We start from the raw sequence: 17296 nt of genomic DNA, 5'->3' as shown, positions 1-17296 counted from the left end.
TTATTCTGGATATAAATTATCCTGGATATAAATTATCCTGGATATAAATTATCTTGGAGATATTATCCTGGATATAAATTATCTTGGAGATATTATCCTGGATATAAATTATCCTGGATATAAATTATCCTGGATATAAATTATCTTGGAGATATTATCCTGGATATAAATTATCTTGGAGATATTATCCTGGATATAAATTATCCTGGAGATAAAGTAATAGAGTTATTTAATCCTGGAGTTCTTTCAGGTCCCTGGTCCGGATTGATCAAACTCGTAATCTTCCATCTCCTGTTCCCTTATCCTTTCCCTGAGCAGGTCAAGCACTTCTTCATCCGAAACATCATACCAGTTTTCATAAGCCTGAGCAACTGCCCTGAAATAGACAGGTATATCGAATACAACGAGTTCATAGGCTTCTTTTGCTATCGCATCCGCTACCTCTCTCCCTGCCACAGGTACAGCAACCACAATTTTTCCCGCTTTCCGGGCTCTGCAGAGTTCAATGGCTGCCCGAATGGTAGAGCCCATAGCAATCCCGTCATCAATAAGAATCACGGTTCTTCCTGTAAGCTCAGGCAGGGGATTTCCCCCTCTTAGAGTATTTACACGCCTTTTTACCTCAGCAATCTGTTCCTGTTTGATCTTTTCAATAGTTTCCCTGGCGAGCCAGTAACCGGCATTTTCAATAATAAAGGTGCTCCCGTTCTCAGTTATTGCTCCGAAGCCGGCTTCAGGGTTGTCAGGAAAAGGCAGTTTCTTTGCAATTAGAAGGGAGAAATCTGCTCCCAGTTTCTTTGAAACCTGCAATCCCACTTCCACTCCTCCGCGCGGAATTGCGAGGACGAAAGGATTTTCAGCCCTGTACTTTTCAAGAGCTTGAGCCAGTTTATCTCCTGCATCTTTACGGTTTTTGAACATACTTCCTCCTAAGCTTCCCCCTAATTTCCTGAGTTCGTCCCTCAAATACCCCATTAAATTAAACAACCCTTACAGATGGGCTGTAGACCTCAACTGAAGAGCCTGAAGGGAGAATAGTTTCCGGAATACAGAGGGCCCCTTGCAATATCTTTCGGTTTGAGGTTCGTCTCCTCGGAGTATATGGTGTGGTACAGCCAGCCGGGTGTCCACACCTGCTGGGCAGACTGCATATACCTGCAGCCCCCCTCCGACCTCGTAGGCAAGAGCTTCTGTCAGGCCTATATTCGCAAATTTTGAGGCGCAGTAAACCGAAATGAATAAAGAACTGGATGAAAAAATAAACCCTAATAAATTCATAAACCCTCAGCAGGAAACCCCTGAGTCTTTAATCTGGACTGTGTGAACTATGTTGGTGGGTCCCGAGCAATCAAAGCAGCGGGATCGGTGGGGAATAGACCTCAATGACTGAGCCTGAAATGATGTTTGACTCCGGAAGAGCCAGTTCCAAAACTTTTTCAGCGACATGTTCCGGTTTAAGCACGGGCTTTTCCGGAAACATTGAGTGGTACATCTCCGTGTCCACTGCACCAGGACAGACGGAATAGACCATCACCCTTCCGCTCAACTCGGAAGCCAGGGCTTCGGTCATACCGTTTACCGCAAACTTCGAGGCACAGTAGGCAGAAAGGTCTGAAAGCCCATGCTTGCCTGCTCCCGAGGAGATATTAATAATCTTACCGTTTTCGCTTTTTTCAAGATAAGGCACGGCGTGTTTCGTGCAGAGGAAAGTTCCCTTCACGTTTGTATCCATCATCTCATCGTATTCTTCAATAGAGGTCTCCTCTATGGGGTTCATGTGTGCAATCCCCGCATTGTTAACGAGGATATCAATTCTTTCACACTTCTCAATGGTCTTCAGGATCATACCCTCAACTTCCGCTTCATTCCTCACATCTGCCAGGACCTCAAGGGATCTGCTCCCTATGTTTTTGACCATTCTTGCAGTTTCTTCGATTTCTTCCCTATGTCTTGCTACAATGACAATATTTGCTCCCTCTTTTGCCAGCGACAGGCAGACCGCCCGTCCGATCCCTCTGCCCCCTCCAGTTACGATTGCTGTTTGGCCTTTTAAGCTCATCATAGGTATCACCTTTACCTGAATATTTTATAAAGTTGTTTTTATTTAATCTCAAATTTAATAATCGGATCAGAGGAAGCATATACTTTTGGAAACATAGTTCCATAATAAGGTTCAGGAATAAATTTCTCTTTCAAACTTAATTTTTGGCGAGATATTCTTTCACACCCGTTTTCAGGGTATTTTTCTATCGATTAACTTGCCTGCCTTGAAAAAAAGCCCTGAATTTCTCCGAAGCCCTGGCTGAGTCCCTGATGGCAGGAAGATGAAAGTTAGAGCTGCCGGTTCAATCCATATATTCTTCAGGTTCACTCCAGATATTCTTCATCAAGATAGCAGTACTTCCAGCTTTCTCCGGGCTGGTAAGATTGAATTATAGGGTGTCCTGTCTCCTTGAAATGCTTTGTTGCGTGTTTGTTTTTCGAACTGTCACAGCACCCCACATGCCCGCAGGTCAGGCAGATCCTCAAATGCACCCAACTGTCTCCGCTTTTCAGGCATTCCTCACAACCTTTTGAGCCCGGTTCTACATCCTTTATTTTAATCGTATCCCTGTGTTCACAAACCATAACTTTTCCTCCTAACACTTTCTTACACTTTTATTCCCGCTTTTCTCCCATTTTTGTCCATATTTTATTCCCTTTTTTCCCTGTTTTTTATTGGATTTTTTTCTCTTTTTACTCCAGACTTTTATCCCTGTTTTATTCTCTTTTCTTCTCAATGCTTATTCTAAATTCAGGTCATATTCAGATCATATTCAGATCATATTCAGATCATATTCAGATCATATTCAGGTCACAGTCACCTTACTGAATCTCCACCTTGCAATAAGAAACATTATTCCCGCAAAAGCCAGCAGGGCAAGGAAAGAAACAAGGATTTCACTCTGGGTGTAAACGTAATGGATACCTATTGCCGAGAAATCATTCCCTATTGCAAAATACCTGATCCCGTTTACAAGATGGGTAAGGGGATTGATTGTGGACAGGGCCCGAAGCAGAGGGGGAAAAGAGCTTACAGGATAGAGAGCGTTGCTCGTGAAAAAGAAGGGCATGGTAAGCAGGGTTATCACTGCCTGCATCCCTTCCGGGCTTTCCATGCTTATGGCGATTGCAGCCGAGAGGAAGAGGAAGCCCAGGGAAAATACCCCGACAAAAAGCATGATCCCGAGCAGGGAAACGAGAAGCTGCATCAGGCTGTAGCCTTCAAAAAACTGGACCCCGAGCAGAAGTCCGAATCCCAGGATAACGGATGCCTGGATAAAAGACTTGGTCATGCCTGAAAGCCCTATCCCTATAATGATATGGATTCTTGGGATAGGGCTTGAAAGGGTTTCCCGCATAAGCCCCCAGTTTTTATCAAAGAGCAGCACGGTGCCCCCGAAGAGGCTGGTAAAAAGCGTGGTCATGGCTATCACGCCTGCCCCTATGAAGGTCAGGTAATCCACAGCCCTTATCCCGGGAAGGACCGGGAGAGTTGCGGTCAACCGATCAAAGTTGTTGGACATCGCAATTCCGAAAAAGGCAAGCCAGAGAGCAGGCTGGACAAGAGATGCAAACAGGAGAGTCCTGAACCTGACAAACCTGAGCATGTCCCGCCAGTAGATGGTAAGAAACCCCGTGTTCATCTTTAACGCCTCCCGGCCCGCATGATTGCCACCGACCCCTTCTCTGCCCCCTCGTCCCTTAACTCCCTGCCGGTGTAGTGGACAAAAACATCATCCATTGAAGGTTTTTTGAGGTTTACAGCCTTAACTCTGACCCCCCCGTTTCGAAGAATATCCATGATCTCAGGCAGCAGATAGGTACCGTCCACATTGACCATGACAACTATTCCTTTTGTTTTTTCCCTGATCCCTCTCACGCTGGAAAGCTCTTTGAGCAAACCTGAAGCAGCAGCATTGTCGCTGGTTTCCAGATATATAAGGTCCTCGCCAAGGGCATTTTTTAACTCCCAGGGCTTGCCCGTGACAATGATTTCCCCGTGGTCTATGATGCTGATCCTGTCACTGAGCTGGTCGGCTTCGTCCATGTAGTGAGTGGTCAGGAAGATGGTTGTACCCTGCTTGTTTATATCCCTCATGTAATCCCAGATCCTTATCCGGGTCTGGGGGTCAAGCCCTATTGTCGGCTCGTCCATAAAAAGCACTTTTGGACGGGTCATAAGCCCCCTTGCAATCTCAAGCCTGCGCTTCATCCCGCCGCTGAGGTGTTTTGTCAGGGTATCCCGCTTTCCTTCAAGCTCGACCAGTTTCATCAGCTCTTCAATACGTTCCTGCCTTTCAGTTTTCGGCATGGAATAGAGCCTGCCATGGTATTCCAGAATCTCCCTCACAGTCATATCCCTATCAAGGGTCAGCTCCTGAAAGACAATTCCTATGGATTCCCTTATCTTTTCAGGATCGGTTTTCACATCAAACCCTGCAATCCTTGCGCTCCCTTTCTGGATTGGCAGGAGGGTGGTCAGAATATTGATTACCGTACTCTTTCCCGCCCCATTTGGCCCGAGAAAAGAGAATATTTCCCCTTCGATGACCATAAAACTGATGTTATCGACGGCTTTCACCTTGCCGAAGGAATACTCAAGGTCATTTACCTCGATGATGCTGCCTTCCAGTGTCAGGACCCCCTTTTCCCTTTCCTTAAAAGGATTGAACCTTCAGTGATAAATAGATATTTTGCCTCCAGATCGAAAAAAGAGTAATGAGAATCCAAAAATTTGGTCTTCCACCTTTACATGTTTAATATCCCGGGTTTTGCCACCCGAATTTCGCTTCGGGAGCACGAGGTCCTTTTCGCTGCGCTCAAGAGGACTACTTGATGGATTATAGCAGTGAGCGTAATTCAAGAGACAGAATTAAAAATGTTTATGACCCGTACAACGTCATTCGCTTTATCATGTCGTTTTTGTCACGCTCGACGCAGGAGAGCGGCTTTCAGACAAAAAAGTAAGACAAAAGACTCTAAAGAAAAGCCGTAAAGTAAAAGTGAGGTGAAAAGTAGGGGGATACAGTCCGAACAGGATAAAAATATACCTGAAAAATACTCTTTTACACTTCTGCTTTTATTGATTTTTATTGCTTTTTCAAACCTCATTTTTCTTCACCTTCTTCCTTTTTTCACTTCATCTCTTTTTTCACTTCTTCCTTTTTTCACTTCTTCCTTTTTTCACTTCATCTCTTTTTTCACTTCATCTCTTTTTTCACTTCATCTCTTTTTTTTTCAGGGCCGCCAGACAAGCTGGCGGAGGCGCTTATGTTTATGTGTGAATTTAAACGAGGTTCCCAGGGTTAAGATAAGTATTCTTCGGAGAATGAAGACATTTCTGAACTCAGTTTATCCTGGATACAGTATGAATTCGCATGTTACTTTTTTGTTACTTTTTTGCGTTGCAGACTAGACAGGTTCATCCTGCAAGGAGTAGAGCAGAAAACAAAAGATTCCAGCTTCGAATATTTTGAAATACCAGCCGATTAATCAGGAACCTCCAACGTTTTGGCAAATCGTTCTCTTCATAAGCCTGGATAGAGAAAGGCAGCAAAAATTATTTGCTCTGAAGGGCAAAGATAAATCAAACAGATCAGCAGGATAATCTGTACAAACGGATGAATCGGATTATCTGTTGTTCAATTTACAAAACTTCAGGTTTGGCTGCCAGGTAATCAAAAAATAACAATGAGGAGAACTATATACGGATTACGAACAGGTTTTGAAGAAGCGTCGTTATAGTATCGAAAGAGGGTATCCCCATCCTCCTGGGGCGACGTGTGATGAAGAAGGAGTTAATTTTTCGATTTATTCCGAGCATGCCGATTATGTTGAACTCCTGCTTTTTGATAAACACGATGATCCGGAACCTGTACTTGTCCTTTCTACAAACAGAGTCGGAGAACTTACTCACCCCGGAAAAGTTGAGAGTATAGTGGAAACTTCACAGGAAATTGAAACCTCACAGGAAGTTGAAACCGCTGGGACCACAGGTATCGCCCTTAACAAAACTTTCCACTTCTGGCATGTATACATACGCGGCCTGAAGCCCGGAGTTCACTATGCTTACAGGATAGGAGGTCCTTTTGATCCCTCTGGTGGGTACCGTTTTGATGGGAGTAAAGTCCTGATAGATCCTTACTCCAGGGGAAATAATAAAGCCCTCTGGAACAGAGAGAAAGCCAGCGTGCCAGGAGACAACCTTGAGACATCCATGCGTAGTGTGGTGATAGATGCCTCCAGGTACCGGTGGGGAAATAACAGTCACATCACGGCAGAAAAAGTATATGAGATGCCCGGAGTTGGGGAGAAGCTCTCCGGCAAAAGCAGGCTGCAAGAACTGAACGAAACTATCATCTATGAGCTGCATGTAGGTGGATTCACAAGATCTCCAACTTCAGGGGTTAAGGCTCCCGGTACATTTTCAGGGATTATAGAAAAAATACCATATCTCAAAGATCTTGGCATCACTGCGGTAGAGCTGATGCCGGTCTCTGATTTTGATGATACTATAAGTCCGGAGGGAAGAAAGCACTACTGGGGCTATGATCCGGTATGTTTTTTTGCCCCACACAGCGGCTATTGTGTAAATCCTGAACGTGGAGACCACACGAAAGAATTTAGAGATCTGGTCAAAGCCCTGCATAAAGCCGGAATTGAGGTAATCCTGGACGTGGTTTTCAATCATACTGCGGAAGGGGACCATCTGGGTCCGACATTTTCTCTCAAGGGTATAGACAACAGCATTTACTATCACCTGGAACCTGACAGGCAGTACTACAGCAATTATTCGGGCTGCGGAAACACTGTAAACTGCAACCATCCGGTTTCCCAGAAGCTGATCGTAGACTGTCTGAAATACTGGGTAGAAGAGATGCACGTTGACGGTTTTCGTTTTGACCAGGGCTCTATCCTTTCACTGGATACCGATGGAAAGGTCATGAAGTATCCCCCGGTGATATGGCAGATTGAACTGGACGATGCTCTCGGATACATAAAGGTGATTGCTGAAGCCTGGGATGCGGCTGCACTCAACCAGGTCGGATACTTCCCGGGTCCCAGGTGGGCGGAATGGAACGGCTACTATAGGGATGAGATCCGCCGCTTTGTCAGAGGAGATCCCGGGCTTGCATGGAGGGTTGCAAGTCGGATTGCCGGAAGTCCGGATCTCTACCAGTTAGAATCAAGGCTCCCTATCAATAGTGTTAATTTTGTGACCTGCCATGATGGGTTTACACTTAATGACCTTGTTTCTTACAACTACAAGCACAACGAAGCCAATGGGGAAAATAACAGGGATGGGATTGATGATAACCTGAGCTGGAACTGCGGGGTTGAGGGAGAGTCCGAAGCCCCGGAGATCGAGACCTTGCGGGAACGACAGATCAAAAATTTCGCCACCATCCTTTTGATGTCTGTAGGGGTTCCGATGATTTGCATGGGGGATGAAGTCCGGCGCACTCAGAAAGGTAATAACAACGCGTACTGCCAGGACAATGAGACCGGCTGGTTTGACTGGAACCTCGTAGAAAGAAATCGCGAGATGTTCCGCTTCTGGAAATTGATGATCGATTTCCGGAAACGCCACACCACTATCCTTCGCCCCCGTTACTTTACGGGTAAGGAAAACGAGCGCAGGCTAAAAGATATTTCCTGGCATGGCTGCAAGCTCTACAGTCCGGGCTGGGACGACCCTTATGCAAGAGCCCTTTCTTTTACTATGGGAGAGCCCGGAGACGAAGAAGATATCCATGTTATGATGAACATGTACTGGGAACCCCTGGAGTTCGAGATTCCAGGACTCAGAGAAAGGAGCTGGTACCGGGCAGTAGACACCTTCCTGCCTTCTCCTCAGGATATTGCCGGAGCCGGGGAAGAAGTCCGGGTTAATGGGAACAACTACTTTGTGCAGGGAAGGAGTGTGGTTGTGCTGATTTCAAAGTGACCCTCTGAAAAAGCAGGTTACAGTGCAAAAGTCCGAATATTAGAAAAAAGTGGAATCGAAAAAAATGGAATATTTAGAGTTAGCGTGAACTATCTATTGAGTTCTTGTAAGCCTCTATGACATCCTGGACTGACTCAAAGATATGGTCTTTACCAATCATTCCGGTTATGCCGTCTTTATCCAGCTCATTCATCACAGGCGGGACTACTTCACTTAATACAAGAGTAATACCTAGTTTTTGCAGCTGGGTATATACCTTTTTGAGGGCCTCTACAGCGGTGAAATCGATATCTCCAATGTTCGTTGCAGAAATGCAAAACCATTTAAGGGATATATTTTTTTTGGCAAGTTCAATAATCTCTTCCGTGAAGCGGTTTTCGTTAGCAAAGTAGAGGTTTGAGCCAAAACGGTAGATCAACAAGCCTTCAACAGCTTGCTGCCCTTTTTCGAGTGGAATGGTCCTCATGGTACCTCCGCCTTTTGGAACAAGCAGCAGGTTAAGAGGTCGATAACTGTGGCGCAGGTGAGCTATGATCGAGAGCACAACAGCTATCACAATTCCCTGCTCGACGCCTATAACCACGACCGTCATAGCTGTTATCAGGGCGACCGCGAACTCGACAGGCCGCTGTTTGTGAAGAGCGGTCATCCCTTCGATATCGATAAGACGCAAACCAATGAGGAATACCATCGATGAAAGTACAGCTGTGGGCAAATAGGCAAATGGCCTGGTAAAGAATAACAGGACCATCAGAACAGTGAAGACCGTTGTGAGCTGGGTAAGCTGGGTACGCCCTCCGGCACTTTTGACCATTTCAGTCTTGGTTGGACTGCCGTTGACCACAAAAGTGCCTGACATCCCTGCAGCTGCATTAGCAAGGCTCAATCCGATGAGATCTACATTTTCATAAAAAGTGTCGGAAAACTTCATAGCATAAGCTCGAGACGTTGCAGCACTCTGGGCAAGGATGACAATAAAACAGGCCACTGAGAGGTTAAGGATTTTTGGCACATCAGAAAGTGGAACATGAGGAAAAGATAGATGTGGCAAACCTCCTGGAAATGTGCCAAGGATAGTAACGCTGTAAGAAGAAAGGTCTAATACCCAGCTTGCAGCAATTGCACCAATGATCGCTAATAGTGCACTGGGAAATTTATTGCTGATCCTTCCGCTAAGAACAATAATCCCGATTACAGACAACGAGACCAGGAGTGTGGGAAGATTTATGAGAGCCAGGTAATGGAACAAAGATGTGATCTTCATAGGTGTTCCATATGTTCCTTGAGGTATTCCGAAAATCCCGCTAAGCTGTGAGATAGAGATATGGATCCCGACGCCGGTGAGAAATCCTATCAGAACTGTGTGAGAGAGGAAGTCAGCGAGAAAACCCAGTTGTAGTATGCCTGCAAGCAAAAGCAAGATTGCTGCGAGTAGAGCGATCATGCTCGCGTATGCAATATATTGGGGGGATTCAGGCAGAGCCATGGTCACCAGCCCACTCGCTATAATCGCCGCAGTTGCGGAATCGGCGCCAACGACAAGATGCCGGGAGGACCCGAAAATAGCAAAGGCCAGCATTGGAAGCAGGATTGTGTAGACTCCGGTAACTAAAGGCATGCCCGCAATCCTGGTGTATCCCATAACCTCGGGGATGGCAAATGCTGCGAATGTTATCCCTGCAGCGATCTCCAGGGGTATCTGTTTAACGTTGAGGGGTAATATTCCCTGGAAGAGGGATAAGTGAAAGGATCGGCGGGGATTTTTTGCAGGGTTCATATCGCTCAAATCTCTTCATAAAAAGGAAATTCTAGATTCATCTATTGTTTTTCAATCATAATTCATCTATTGATTTTACTTTTATTCCTTCAACAAACTTCTGGTCATTTCACTGAAGAACCTTTTATTTTATTTGTCCACAGTGCATTTTTTGAGCACGTCATGAGCTATACGATTTTGAGTCAAAATTTATATTCATCAGGGACAATAATATAGATTGGTTTTGTAGCGTTCTTAAATGAACCAGAATCTAAAAGGAGGAGTGAAATGATAGAAATTATACAGGGTCTGCCGGAAAACATTGTGGCGGTTATTGCAAGTGGAAAGGTAACGGGAGAAGATTATGAAAAGGTGTTAATCCCTGCTATTGAGGATAAAATACGAAAGTACGGGAAGATTCGTATGATCTATCAATTGGGCTCGGATTTCACGGGTTTTACCTCTGATGCCATGTGGGACGATGCCAGGGTTGGCATATGGCACCTCACTGCATTTGAAAAAGTCGCAGTTGTCTCCGACGTGAACTGGATAATTGATGCAGTTAAAATATTTAAGTTTGTCATTCCCTGTCCGGTGAAAACCTTCAGAAATGAAGAGTTTCCTGAAGCAAAGACCTGGATCATTGAATGATCCTCCACAGATACCATAATTCGCTTTGTTCTATTTGATTTGTTCTGGTGAGTTTGCAGTTTCCTCTTTTGTGTACGGTTTTTCAGTAACTGAACCCCAGAACCCGGAATTGAAAATATAGAGAATTAAAAAAGAAAAATAAAGATTTCATGGGTTTTACGCTTCTTCCTATAAACCTGATCTCTCATTCTTTTTTTATCTGGAGTACCCTGTTTGCTCAGATTCTATCCTTATATGAAATTTTAAAATGGTAGTAAGGGTCAGAAATGTCATTCCTGACCCGATCATGTTTTCTGATAGCTTTCCGGTTTTTTGTTCCAGGACACTGGCGCATTTCCAAGCTGTGTCCCTAAATCTATGAAATACTCGTTATTGTAGTAATACCAGATTTCCACAGCCGGGTACTCACTTTTGAGGTATTCCTCATAGTCGATATCCGAGGAATTCGCAGGTATCAGTTTTGAACTGTCATCATCATAGTAAGGGCCGTCAGTAGGGTCCAGGGGGAACCATTCTCCATTCTCGCAAACCTCTACCCAGGCATGCCCGCCGCTAACATCTCCGAAATCGACTTTCCCTATGGCAACCCTCACTGTACTCTCGTTGTATTCTTCTGAAGCTATCAGAAGGGAAGCCAGAGCATTTGCCTGTTCCTCACAGTCACTGGCAGGTTCACCATATAACGGGTTGCTGGAATAAGCAGGAGTTTCTTCCAGGAACTCAGTTGGGGTAAGCCACTTTTCCTCAGCATTATTCAGAGTTTCGTCTGATACCCAGGTCCAGGAGAGAGCTGCTTCATAAATCTCGCACTTATCATCAAGATTATTTTCTTTGAGGTAAGAGTTTACAGCTTCAGCATCCGGGGTGACATATGTCTGATAGTTCGATGTTGTCTGGTAATTCGGTGTTATATTTTCCTGTTGCAGTGTATGTTCTTCCATGAAATTATTCAATTCTTCTCTGTCAGGGATTCCTTTTCTAACAGGCTTTTCTCTGGCCATGCAAGGATGCAAATGATCCGGTTTTTCCCTCATGAAAGCTGGCTGGCGATTTTGCATCATAGCTGGCTGGCGATTTTGCATCGTATCTACTTCCCTGGCAGATAGGTTGAGTCCCAGGTTCCAGTTTCTAACAGTATAACTTATATTCTCAATAATATCTATCAAGTTGAAGTACCAGCTTCCCAAAATCTGGCTTTCAATGGATGTACGGTAAGAATTAATATTTGCAGTGGTCTCACTGGAAGGAACATTGCTGGAAGTAGCATTGCTGGAAGTAGCATTGCTGGAAGTAGCATTGCTGGAAGTAGCATTGCTGGAAGTAGCATTGCTGGAAGTAGCCTCATGGAAATCGGTAGTGAAACTGGTTTCCGGACTAATTCCGGAATTTCCTGCTCTCAGGTTTTCGCAGGCACAGACAGATACAGCCAGTATAAAGGCAACCAGCAAAATTATACCAATTCTTTTCATTCTGTTACCTACCATCCTGCTTTTCCCCTTTTTCTCCTTTTTTCTATCTTCTGATATTGATTTCTGATATTGATTTTTCTTATTTCGTCATGCGAAGTTCATTTTTCCTTTCGATGGTTTTAGATTTTTACGGGCTCGCAGAGCTTGGTTTATACAGTTTAGAAACCCCCTCATAATGCCTGTACAATTCTCTTCCCCAACGCAGAGCTCCATCTCCGGAACATATAATGAACTGACTGCTCAGTTTCCCACTATTCAGAAAAAGTCCTGTTGCCATAAACCAGTCTGTCACCACAAAGATAGGCAGGTTCACATTCCTGCTGCAAACAAACAGTTTCGTATTTTCAGCTTCCATAATTTTTTCTGTTTCGGCAGGGAAGTCATTGAATAATTTTTCAGCTATAGGCTCTGTCACACATAAAGAGAGCTTCAAGCCTTTTTTTGCAAATTCTGAATAAAGGAACAGGATTTTCGGATGCAAACAGGAGAAGAAAACCGAAATTTCCTCTGACATTCTTAAATTCTCCATAATTTCCGGAGGGATTTCGAACATATGCGCTGTATCAGATTCGATCAGTTCAAACCTGCCCAGCTCTTCGAGCCTTCTCAACAAAAAGTCGGGCACAGGGTTCAGGTCCTGTTTCTTCCAGTAATCCATATTTTCTTCAAAGAAAGTCAGTGAATCCAGAAATCCTTTCATATTCTCAATTATCGGTATTGCTATACCCGATAACTTATATTCTCCCCCTTCTTTCTCAAGAAACCCGGAATCTAACAGTTTTTTTATATGGAACCTTAATGAAGCAGAACTTATGTCAAGTAAATTTTCAATTTCCTCAAAATTTCCTGGTTTCTTTTCTATAAGTAAGAGTATATCTCTCCTTTTTTCAGAGAGAATTGCTAGGTCAATAAAATTCATTTTATCCCATTTCCGGCTTTCATTCCCTGATTTTTCCCTGGCAAAAAAATTAAGAAAGGTTTTGTCCTTTCTTTTACATTCCTATCTTCCCGGTTATTCATACCTCAATGCGTCTACTGGCTTTAGTTTTGAAGCCCTGTAAGCCGGGACTACTCCTGAAGCCACACCTATTACGACTGCCAGGATCAGCCCGAAAGCCATCAGGTCAGGGGAGAGAGATGAGCTCGAGCTTCCTGCCCCCCTCATCAGGGTCACGCCCAGGTAGGGGAAGAGAGTGGAAACAAACCCTCCGAGAATTACTCCAAGGATACCGCCAACAAGACCCACCATTGCGGAGTTAAAGAGGAAAATCATAAGGATGTCCCTGTTTTTCGCCCCGATGGCTTTCATAGTCCCTATCTCTTTTGTCTTTTCAAGGACAGAGGTAAACATAGTGTTTGCAATACCCACGGCTCCTACCAGGAGGGACACGGCTGCAATAGCTCCGAGGAAGAGGGTCATGGAATCCGTCATTTCGGTAACAGATTCAGCCATAGACTTTGAAGCTGTCACGGAAAAGTCCCTGTCATCATCCCGGATAATGTGCCTTGAAACCATGAGCTTGTCCACGATATCTTCCATCAGCCCATCCACCAGGTCTTCGCTCCTGGCTTTTACTGTGATGGAATCGAAGACATTGTCTTCTGCGTCGTCAATCAGGTTTACTGCTCCATCAATTGGCATGTAAATGCTTCTATCCCCACCACCGCCTTCCTCTGCAAGGATTCCGACGACGCGCACTGCTTTACCATTGATTGTTAGTACCTGGTTCACACCTATGTCCTGGTCGTAAACTCCACTGGCAACGCCGCTTCCAATAACTGCCGCATACTTATCAGACGGCTCAAGCAATCTTCCTGACTGCGTTTCTAGGGTAGTCATGTACTTCCAGACCTGAGGGTCCACACCTGTGATTGGGAGAGTTGCATTTTGCGCTGCATAAATCACGGGTTCGCTGCCGGAAATCTGACCGGCGATATACTCTACACCTTCAAGGCCCTGGAGCGCATCAATATCATCATCCGTTAATTCGACATCTGTTGTCGTACCACCTCCTCCTCCGTGATCCCCGGGTCCGGGCATATTGGATGAGGCTTTAGTAAACCCTGGAGATATGGTTATTATTGTCAGGTCCATCTCGGCAAGCCTGCTCTGTACCTGCTCCTGCATGGCATCCCCGAGGGAGAGGATGCCAACAACAGACCCGATTCCTATAACTATCCCGATAATGGTCAACCAGCTTCTCAGTTTGCTGTGCAGAAGCATGTTAAGGCCCATTTTCAGATAGGTTGAATTTCTCATATTGCATCCTTCCGTTCTCTATGGATGTTTATTTTTCAGTCTCACTGAGCTTTAAGGTCGGATTTCTGTTCTTCAGACCTCTTGTTTCCGGATTTTTTTTCTTTCCTTGCCAGTATCTTTTCCTGTATCTTCTTCCGGTACACGAATACTCCACCTGCAAGCACTATTAACACGATATAGGGCAGGTAGGAACTCAGGCCGTTGCTACTTCTAGATGCCCCTGGTCCGCCAGCCGCTGCAGAAGATGAGGTCATCTCGAGTTCGACTTCCTTATCTACAGTTATTCTTTCTCCTTTTGCATCCGTATATTCAATCTGGACTTTTAGCGGATTGCCTTCCGTGGAAGCAGCAGTTAAATTTTCCCCTTCAGCACTTGCTTTTGCGGTACCGGGCCCACCTGCACTACCTTCAGTCCCTGCAGCCTGTGCGCTCGCAACATCAAAGGAAGCTATTGTGTAGTCTCCTTTCTCAAGATTTCCTACAATTGTTGAGGAACTTCCCGATACCTTGTAGTTGTCCTGGTCCGGAACCGATACTTTCACGGAATATGCAATGTTGTTTCCCACGTTTGCAACTGAAAGAGAAATCTCTCCTGCATCACTTTCCGAGAAGGCTACATCGAAGTCGGTTTCTCCCCCTACGAAAACTCCTGCTGTAGTTTTGATAGTTTGTTCATTGGAGTCATAGTCTTCAAGGGAAAGGTTTATGTCAAGGGTATAAAGTCCCGGATCTGCGTTTACGTCTGCCATCACAGTATAAGTAACGTTTACGGATTCATCGGCATCCAGGTACTTGATATACTTGGTATTGTCCGAGTATACCGGGAGGATCACACCTTCCGGGTCTTTCCAGGAAACTACCATGTTTTTCAGAGGAGAAGTTCCGGTATTAGTTATGATGAACTCAAGATTTTCTTCTTTTGCGATGTCGATATTCGCCTTGTCTATGGTTACAATCTGAGCGTATTCTTTACCCCTTACATCGAGATGTACGGTTTTTGTAGTGGTGTATGTAGTTGATGAGGACCCTGACCCGCTTTTTGAAGTAGTGACGATGTCTATATCATATGTACCGGCAGATGCATTGGAGTCTGTCATCAGCTTGAATTTAAGGACCCCTCCCTCGTCGTCATCCTGCCGTGCATTCAGATAGGAGATACCTTTTTCAAGGGATTCTCCCGAAAGCTTGGTGAAAGGGTATTCTGGATTGACTGTAACAGTGATGTCTTTCAGATCATTATTTCCTACATTCTGGACGCTGACGGTAAGTTCAACAGTTTCTCCAGGGCGAGCAGAATCAGGGTTCTGGTTTGTCAGGTTCACCTGCAAGGATGAGGAATCTATATTTCCGTTTGAACCGAGTGCAGTTCCCGCTCCCAGGCATATGAATGCTGAAAGTAGCAATAAGATCGTTAGTAAAGAAAGTCTTTTCATTTTATTTCCTCAGATTCATTTTTCGTGCGTATTTCTATTTTTTCAATTTCGCCGTCTCTGATGTACACGACTCTTGTTGCGTGTTTTACAATGTCCAGGTCGTGGGTAACAATGATAATCGTCTTGCCTTCCTTTTTGTTAAGCCCGTCCAGAAAGTCCAGTATATAATCTCCAGTTTTACTGTCCAGGTTTCCAGTCGGTTCATCTGCCAGGATTATAGGCGGGTTCACAGCCAGAGAACGCGCTATAGCAACCCTTTGCCTCTGTCCGCCTGAAAGTTGAGAAGGAAGGTTTTTTCTCTTGTCCGAAAGCCCAACTATATCAAGCAGATATGCAGCCTTTTTACGGGCTAACTGTACATCTTCTTCCTGGAATTCCAGGGGCAGGAGTACGTTTTCTTCCGTACTCAACGTGGGAATAAGGTTGAAACTCTGGAATATGAAGCCAATCATCTGTCCCCTGATGCGAGCGAGCTCGGATTCAGCAAGTTCTGAGATATCACTTGAATTAAGGAAAACCGTGCCTTCTGATGGTATGTCCAGGCACCCCAGCAGGTTCATAAGTGTACTTTTACCACTTCCACTGGGACCCAGAACAACCAGGAACTCTCCTTCGTAGATCTCCAGATCTATTCCTTTGAGAGCTGCAAACTCGACTTCCCCCATCTGGTAAATTTTCCAGACATCAGTCAGTTTGATAAGTGGTTCTTTCTCGTTCCGGGTGATTCTGGCCGCTTCAGAGCTTTTGACAGAACCACTGGCTAAACTGCTGTATGGGTTGCTTTTTAGATCCACCCCTGACTCATTTCCCCCTGAATCACTTTCATCTGAATCACTTCCCAATGAACCATTCTCGGATTCATCATAGAAACTCGCAGTTCTTTCGAGCGAATCCATAATTTTTGAAGGATTTAACTTCGTTTTAAATGTCTCTATAATTTCAGTAAGTGTCATAAATTCCCTCTAAATAGCCAGTCATATCTGAGCTGAATTTTTCAGGCTGAACTGAATCTTTTCAGGGTAGCTTGAATTTGAGTAGCTTGATTTTGATCTTCTTTTTATTCGTCCGGTTTCGATCTTTCCCACTATCTTTTTCGTGTTCATTTCTGATATTCTTAGACAGAGCATCAGGTTGATAGTAGCTCATGACTTGCTTAACCATGACTTATTTAATTTAATAAATATGTAATTGTGATAATTTGTTGTGATTTAATTTTTTGTGGCCCGGTTGGACCTTAGAATGTGGCCCAATCAGACCTTATATGGTTTTATGAGGTCTCGTAGGTTAATGAGGCACCTGCGAGATGCATAGTGCCTCGTTTTCTGGGGTGTAGGGTTTCTGTTCGACTGCTCTTTTCCTCAATTCTTAAACAGGTAACACCCGGATGTTGTGGAGGGTTTCCAGTTTTCTGATTGCGAGGTATCCTTTCCAGGTGTTAGTTCCCGTTTACTCCTCTCTGATTGAAGCACCTTTTATACAGGTGCTTTGTCAGCTGACTGTTCAGGAGGGACTTGAGGCAGTCAACCCCATCATGGGCATTTAATAATAAAAGCATACTTAGCTGAAAAAAGGAAATATAAGGAATGAATTTAGCAATGAAGCTTTTCTAAGAAATTTTTGGCTAACTTAGTCTTTAAACAGCCTCTAATCAGTAATTCTGGTCTCTATAAAGGATACCCGTCTGTCAGGATTATTCGGAGTCGTACGTCAGCCTTTCCTGAGAGTTGTTTTCGATGG

At 44.5% G+C, this 17296-nt stretch carries 13 protein-coding genes and 1 pseudogene; 2 read left to right on the top strand and 12 right to left on the bottom strand.

What is annotated here, in order from left to right; all coding sequences use genetic code 11:
• Positions 1 to 246: 246 nt before the first annotated feature.
• The 6 genes from PHF18_RS11270 to PHF18_RS11245 all read right to left on the bottom strand — a co-directional run bounded on the left by PHF18_RS11270 (position 247) and on the right by PHF18_RS11245 (position 4624).
• A complete protein-coding gene (locus tag PHF18_RS11270) occupies positions 247 to 921 on the bottom strand; it encodes a phosphoribosyltransferase (RefSeq protein ID WP_300102722.1) in 675 nt (224 codons plus the stop codon).
• Between the two features lie 69 nt (positions 922 to 990).
• Positions 991 to 1278 carry an SDR family NAD(P)-dependent oxidoreductase gene (locus PHF18_RS11265; RefSeq protein WP_300102719.1) on the bottom strand — a complete coding sequence of 96 codons (288 nt, stop codon included), beginning with the start codon at positions 1276 to 1278 and terminating at the stop codon, positions 991 to 993.
• Between the two features lie 70 nt (positions 1279 to 1348).
• Positions 1349 to 2062, bottom strand: a complete 714-nt coding sequence (locus PHF18_RS11260; RefSeq protein ID WP_367279191.1) for an SDR family NAD(P)-dependent oxidoreductase — start codon at positions 2060 to 2062, stop codon at positions 1349 to 1351.
• Between the two features lie 305 nt (positions 2063 to 2367).
• Positions 2368 to 2628 carry a ubiquitin carboxyl-terminal hydrolase 14 gene (locus PHF18_RS11255; protein WP_300102716.1) on the bottom strand — a complete coding sequence of 87 codons (261 nt, stop codon included), beginning with the start codon at positions 2626 to 2628 and terminating at the stop codon, positions 2368 to 2370.
• 221 nt (positions 2629 to 2849) lie between these two features.
• Positions 2850 to 3686, bottom strand: coding sequence for an ABC transporter permease (locus PHF18_RS11250; RefSeq protein ID WP_300102713.1), 837 nt, complete (start codon positions 3684 to 3686; stop codon positions 2850 to 2852).
• Positions 3687 to 3688: 2 nt separating this feature from the next.
• Complete coding sequence (locus tag PHF18_RS11245; protein WP_300102710.1) at positions 3689 to 4624, bottom strand: ATP-binding cassette domain-containing protein; 936 nt, start codon at positions 4622 to 4624, stop codon at positions 3689 to 3691.
• Positions 4625 to 5767: 1143 nt separating this feature from the next.
• Here PHF18_RS11245 and glgX point away from each other — a divergent pair.
• Positions 5768 to 7990 carry a glycogen debranching protein GlgX gene (gene glgX, locus PHF18_RS11240; protein WP_300102707.1) on the top strand — a complete coding sequence of 741 codons (2223 nt, stop codon included), beginning with the start codon at positions 5768 to 5770 and terminating at the stop codon, positions 7988 to 7990.
• A gap of 79 nt (positions 7991 to 8069) precedes the next feature.
• On the opposite strand, the gene PHF18_RS11235 is transcribed toward glgX, so the two are convergent.
• A complete protein-coding gene (locus PHF18_RS11235) occupies positions 8070 to 9767 on the bottom strand; it encodes a SulP family inorganic anion transporter (protein ID WP_300102704.1) in 1698 nt (565 codons plus the stop codon).
• 267 nt (positions 9768 to 10034) lie between these two features.
• Between PHF18_RS11235 and PHF18_RS11230 the strand changes: the two genes are divergently transcribed.
• Positions 10035 to 10397: an STAS/SEC14 domain-containing protein gene (locus PHF18_RS11230; RefSeq protein WP_300102701.1), complete on the top strand. Its 363-nt coding sequence runs from the start codon at positions 10035 to 10037 to the stop codon at positions 10395 to 10397.
• Positions 10398 to 11633: 1236 nt separating this feature from the next.
• Here the strand turns inward: PHF18_RS11230 and PHF18_RS18085 are convergent.
• From PHF18_RS18085 to PHF18_RS11205, 5 genes and pseudogenes are all read right to left on the bottom strand, one after another.
• Positions 11634 to 11690 (bottom strand): annotated as a pseudogene (locus PHF18_RS18085) (hypothetical protein); the annotation flags it as partial.
• A gap of 303 nt (positions 11691 to 11993) precedes the next feature.
• A complete protein-coding gene (locus PHF18_RS11220; RefSeq protein WP_300102695.1) occupies positions 11994 to 12785 on the bottom strand; it encodes a winged helix-turn-helix domain-containing protein in 792 nt (263 codons plus the stop codon).
• A gap of 93 nt (positions 12786 to 12878) precedes the next feature.
• Positions 12879 to 14126, bottom strand: coding sequence for an ABC transporter permease (locus PHF18_RS11215; protein ID WP_300102692.1), 1248 nt, complete (start codon positions 14124 to 14126; stop codon positions 12879 to 12881).
• Positions 14127 to 14167: 41 nt separating this feature from the next.
• Positions 14168 to 15559 carry a COG1361 S-layer family protein gene (locus PHF18_RS11210; protein ID WP_300102689.1) on the bottom strand — a complete coding sequence of 464 codons (1392 nt, stop codon included), beginning with the start codon at positions 15557 to 15559 and terminating at the stop codon, positions 14168 to 14170.
• Positions 15556 to 16512: an ABC transporter ATP-binding protein gene (locus PHF18_RS11205; RefSeq protein WP_300102685.1), complete on the bottom strand. Its 957-nt coding sequence runs from the start codon at positions 16510 to 16512 to the stop codon at positions 15556 to 15558. The genes PHF18_RS11210 and PHF18_RS11205 overlap by 4 nt, the downstream gene beginning before the upstream one ends.
• Between the last annotated feature and the right edge of the window lie 784 nt (positions 16513 to 17296).

The organism is Methanosarcina sp. (assembly GCF_028693135.1).
Lineage (GTDB): Archaea > Halobacteriota > Methanosarcinia > Methanosarcinales > Methanosarcinaceae > Methanosarcina.
Note: the sequence above shows the minus strand (reverse complement) of the source record. Positions and strands in the feature narration are given on the sequence as shown.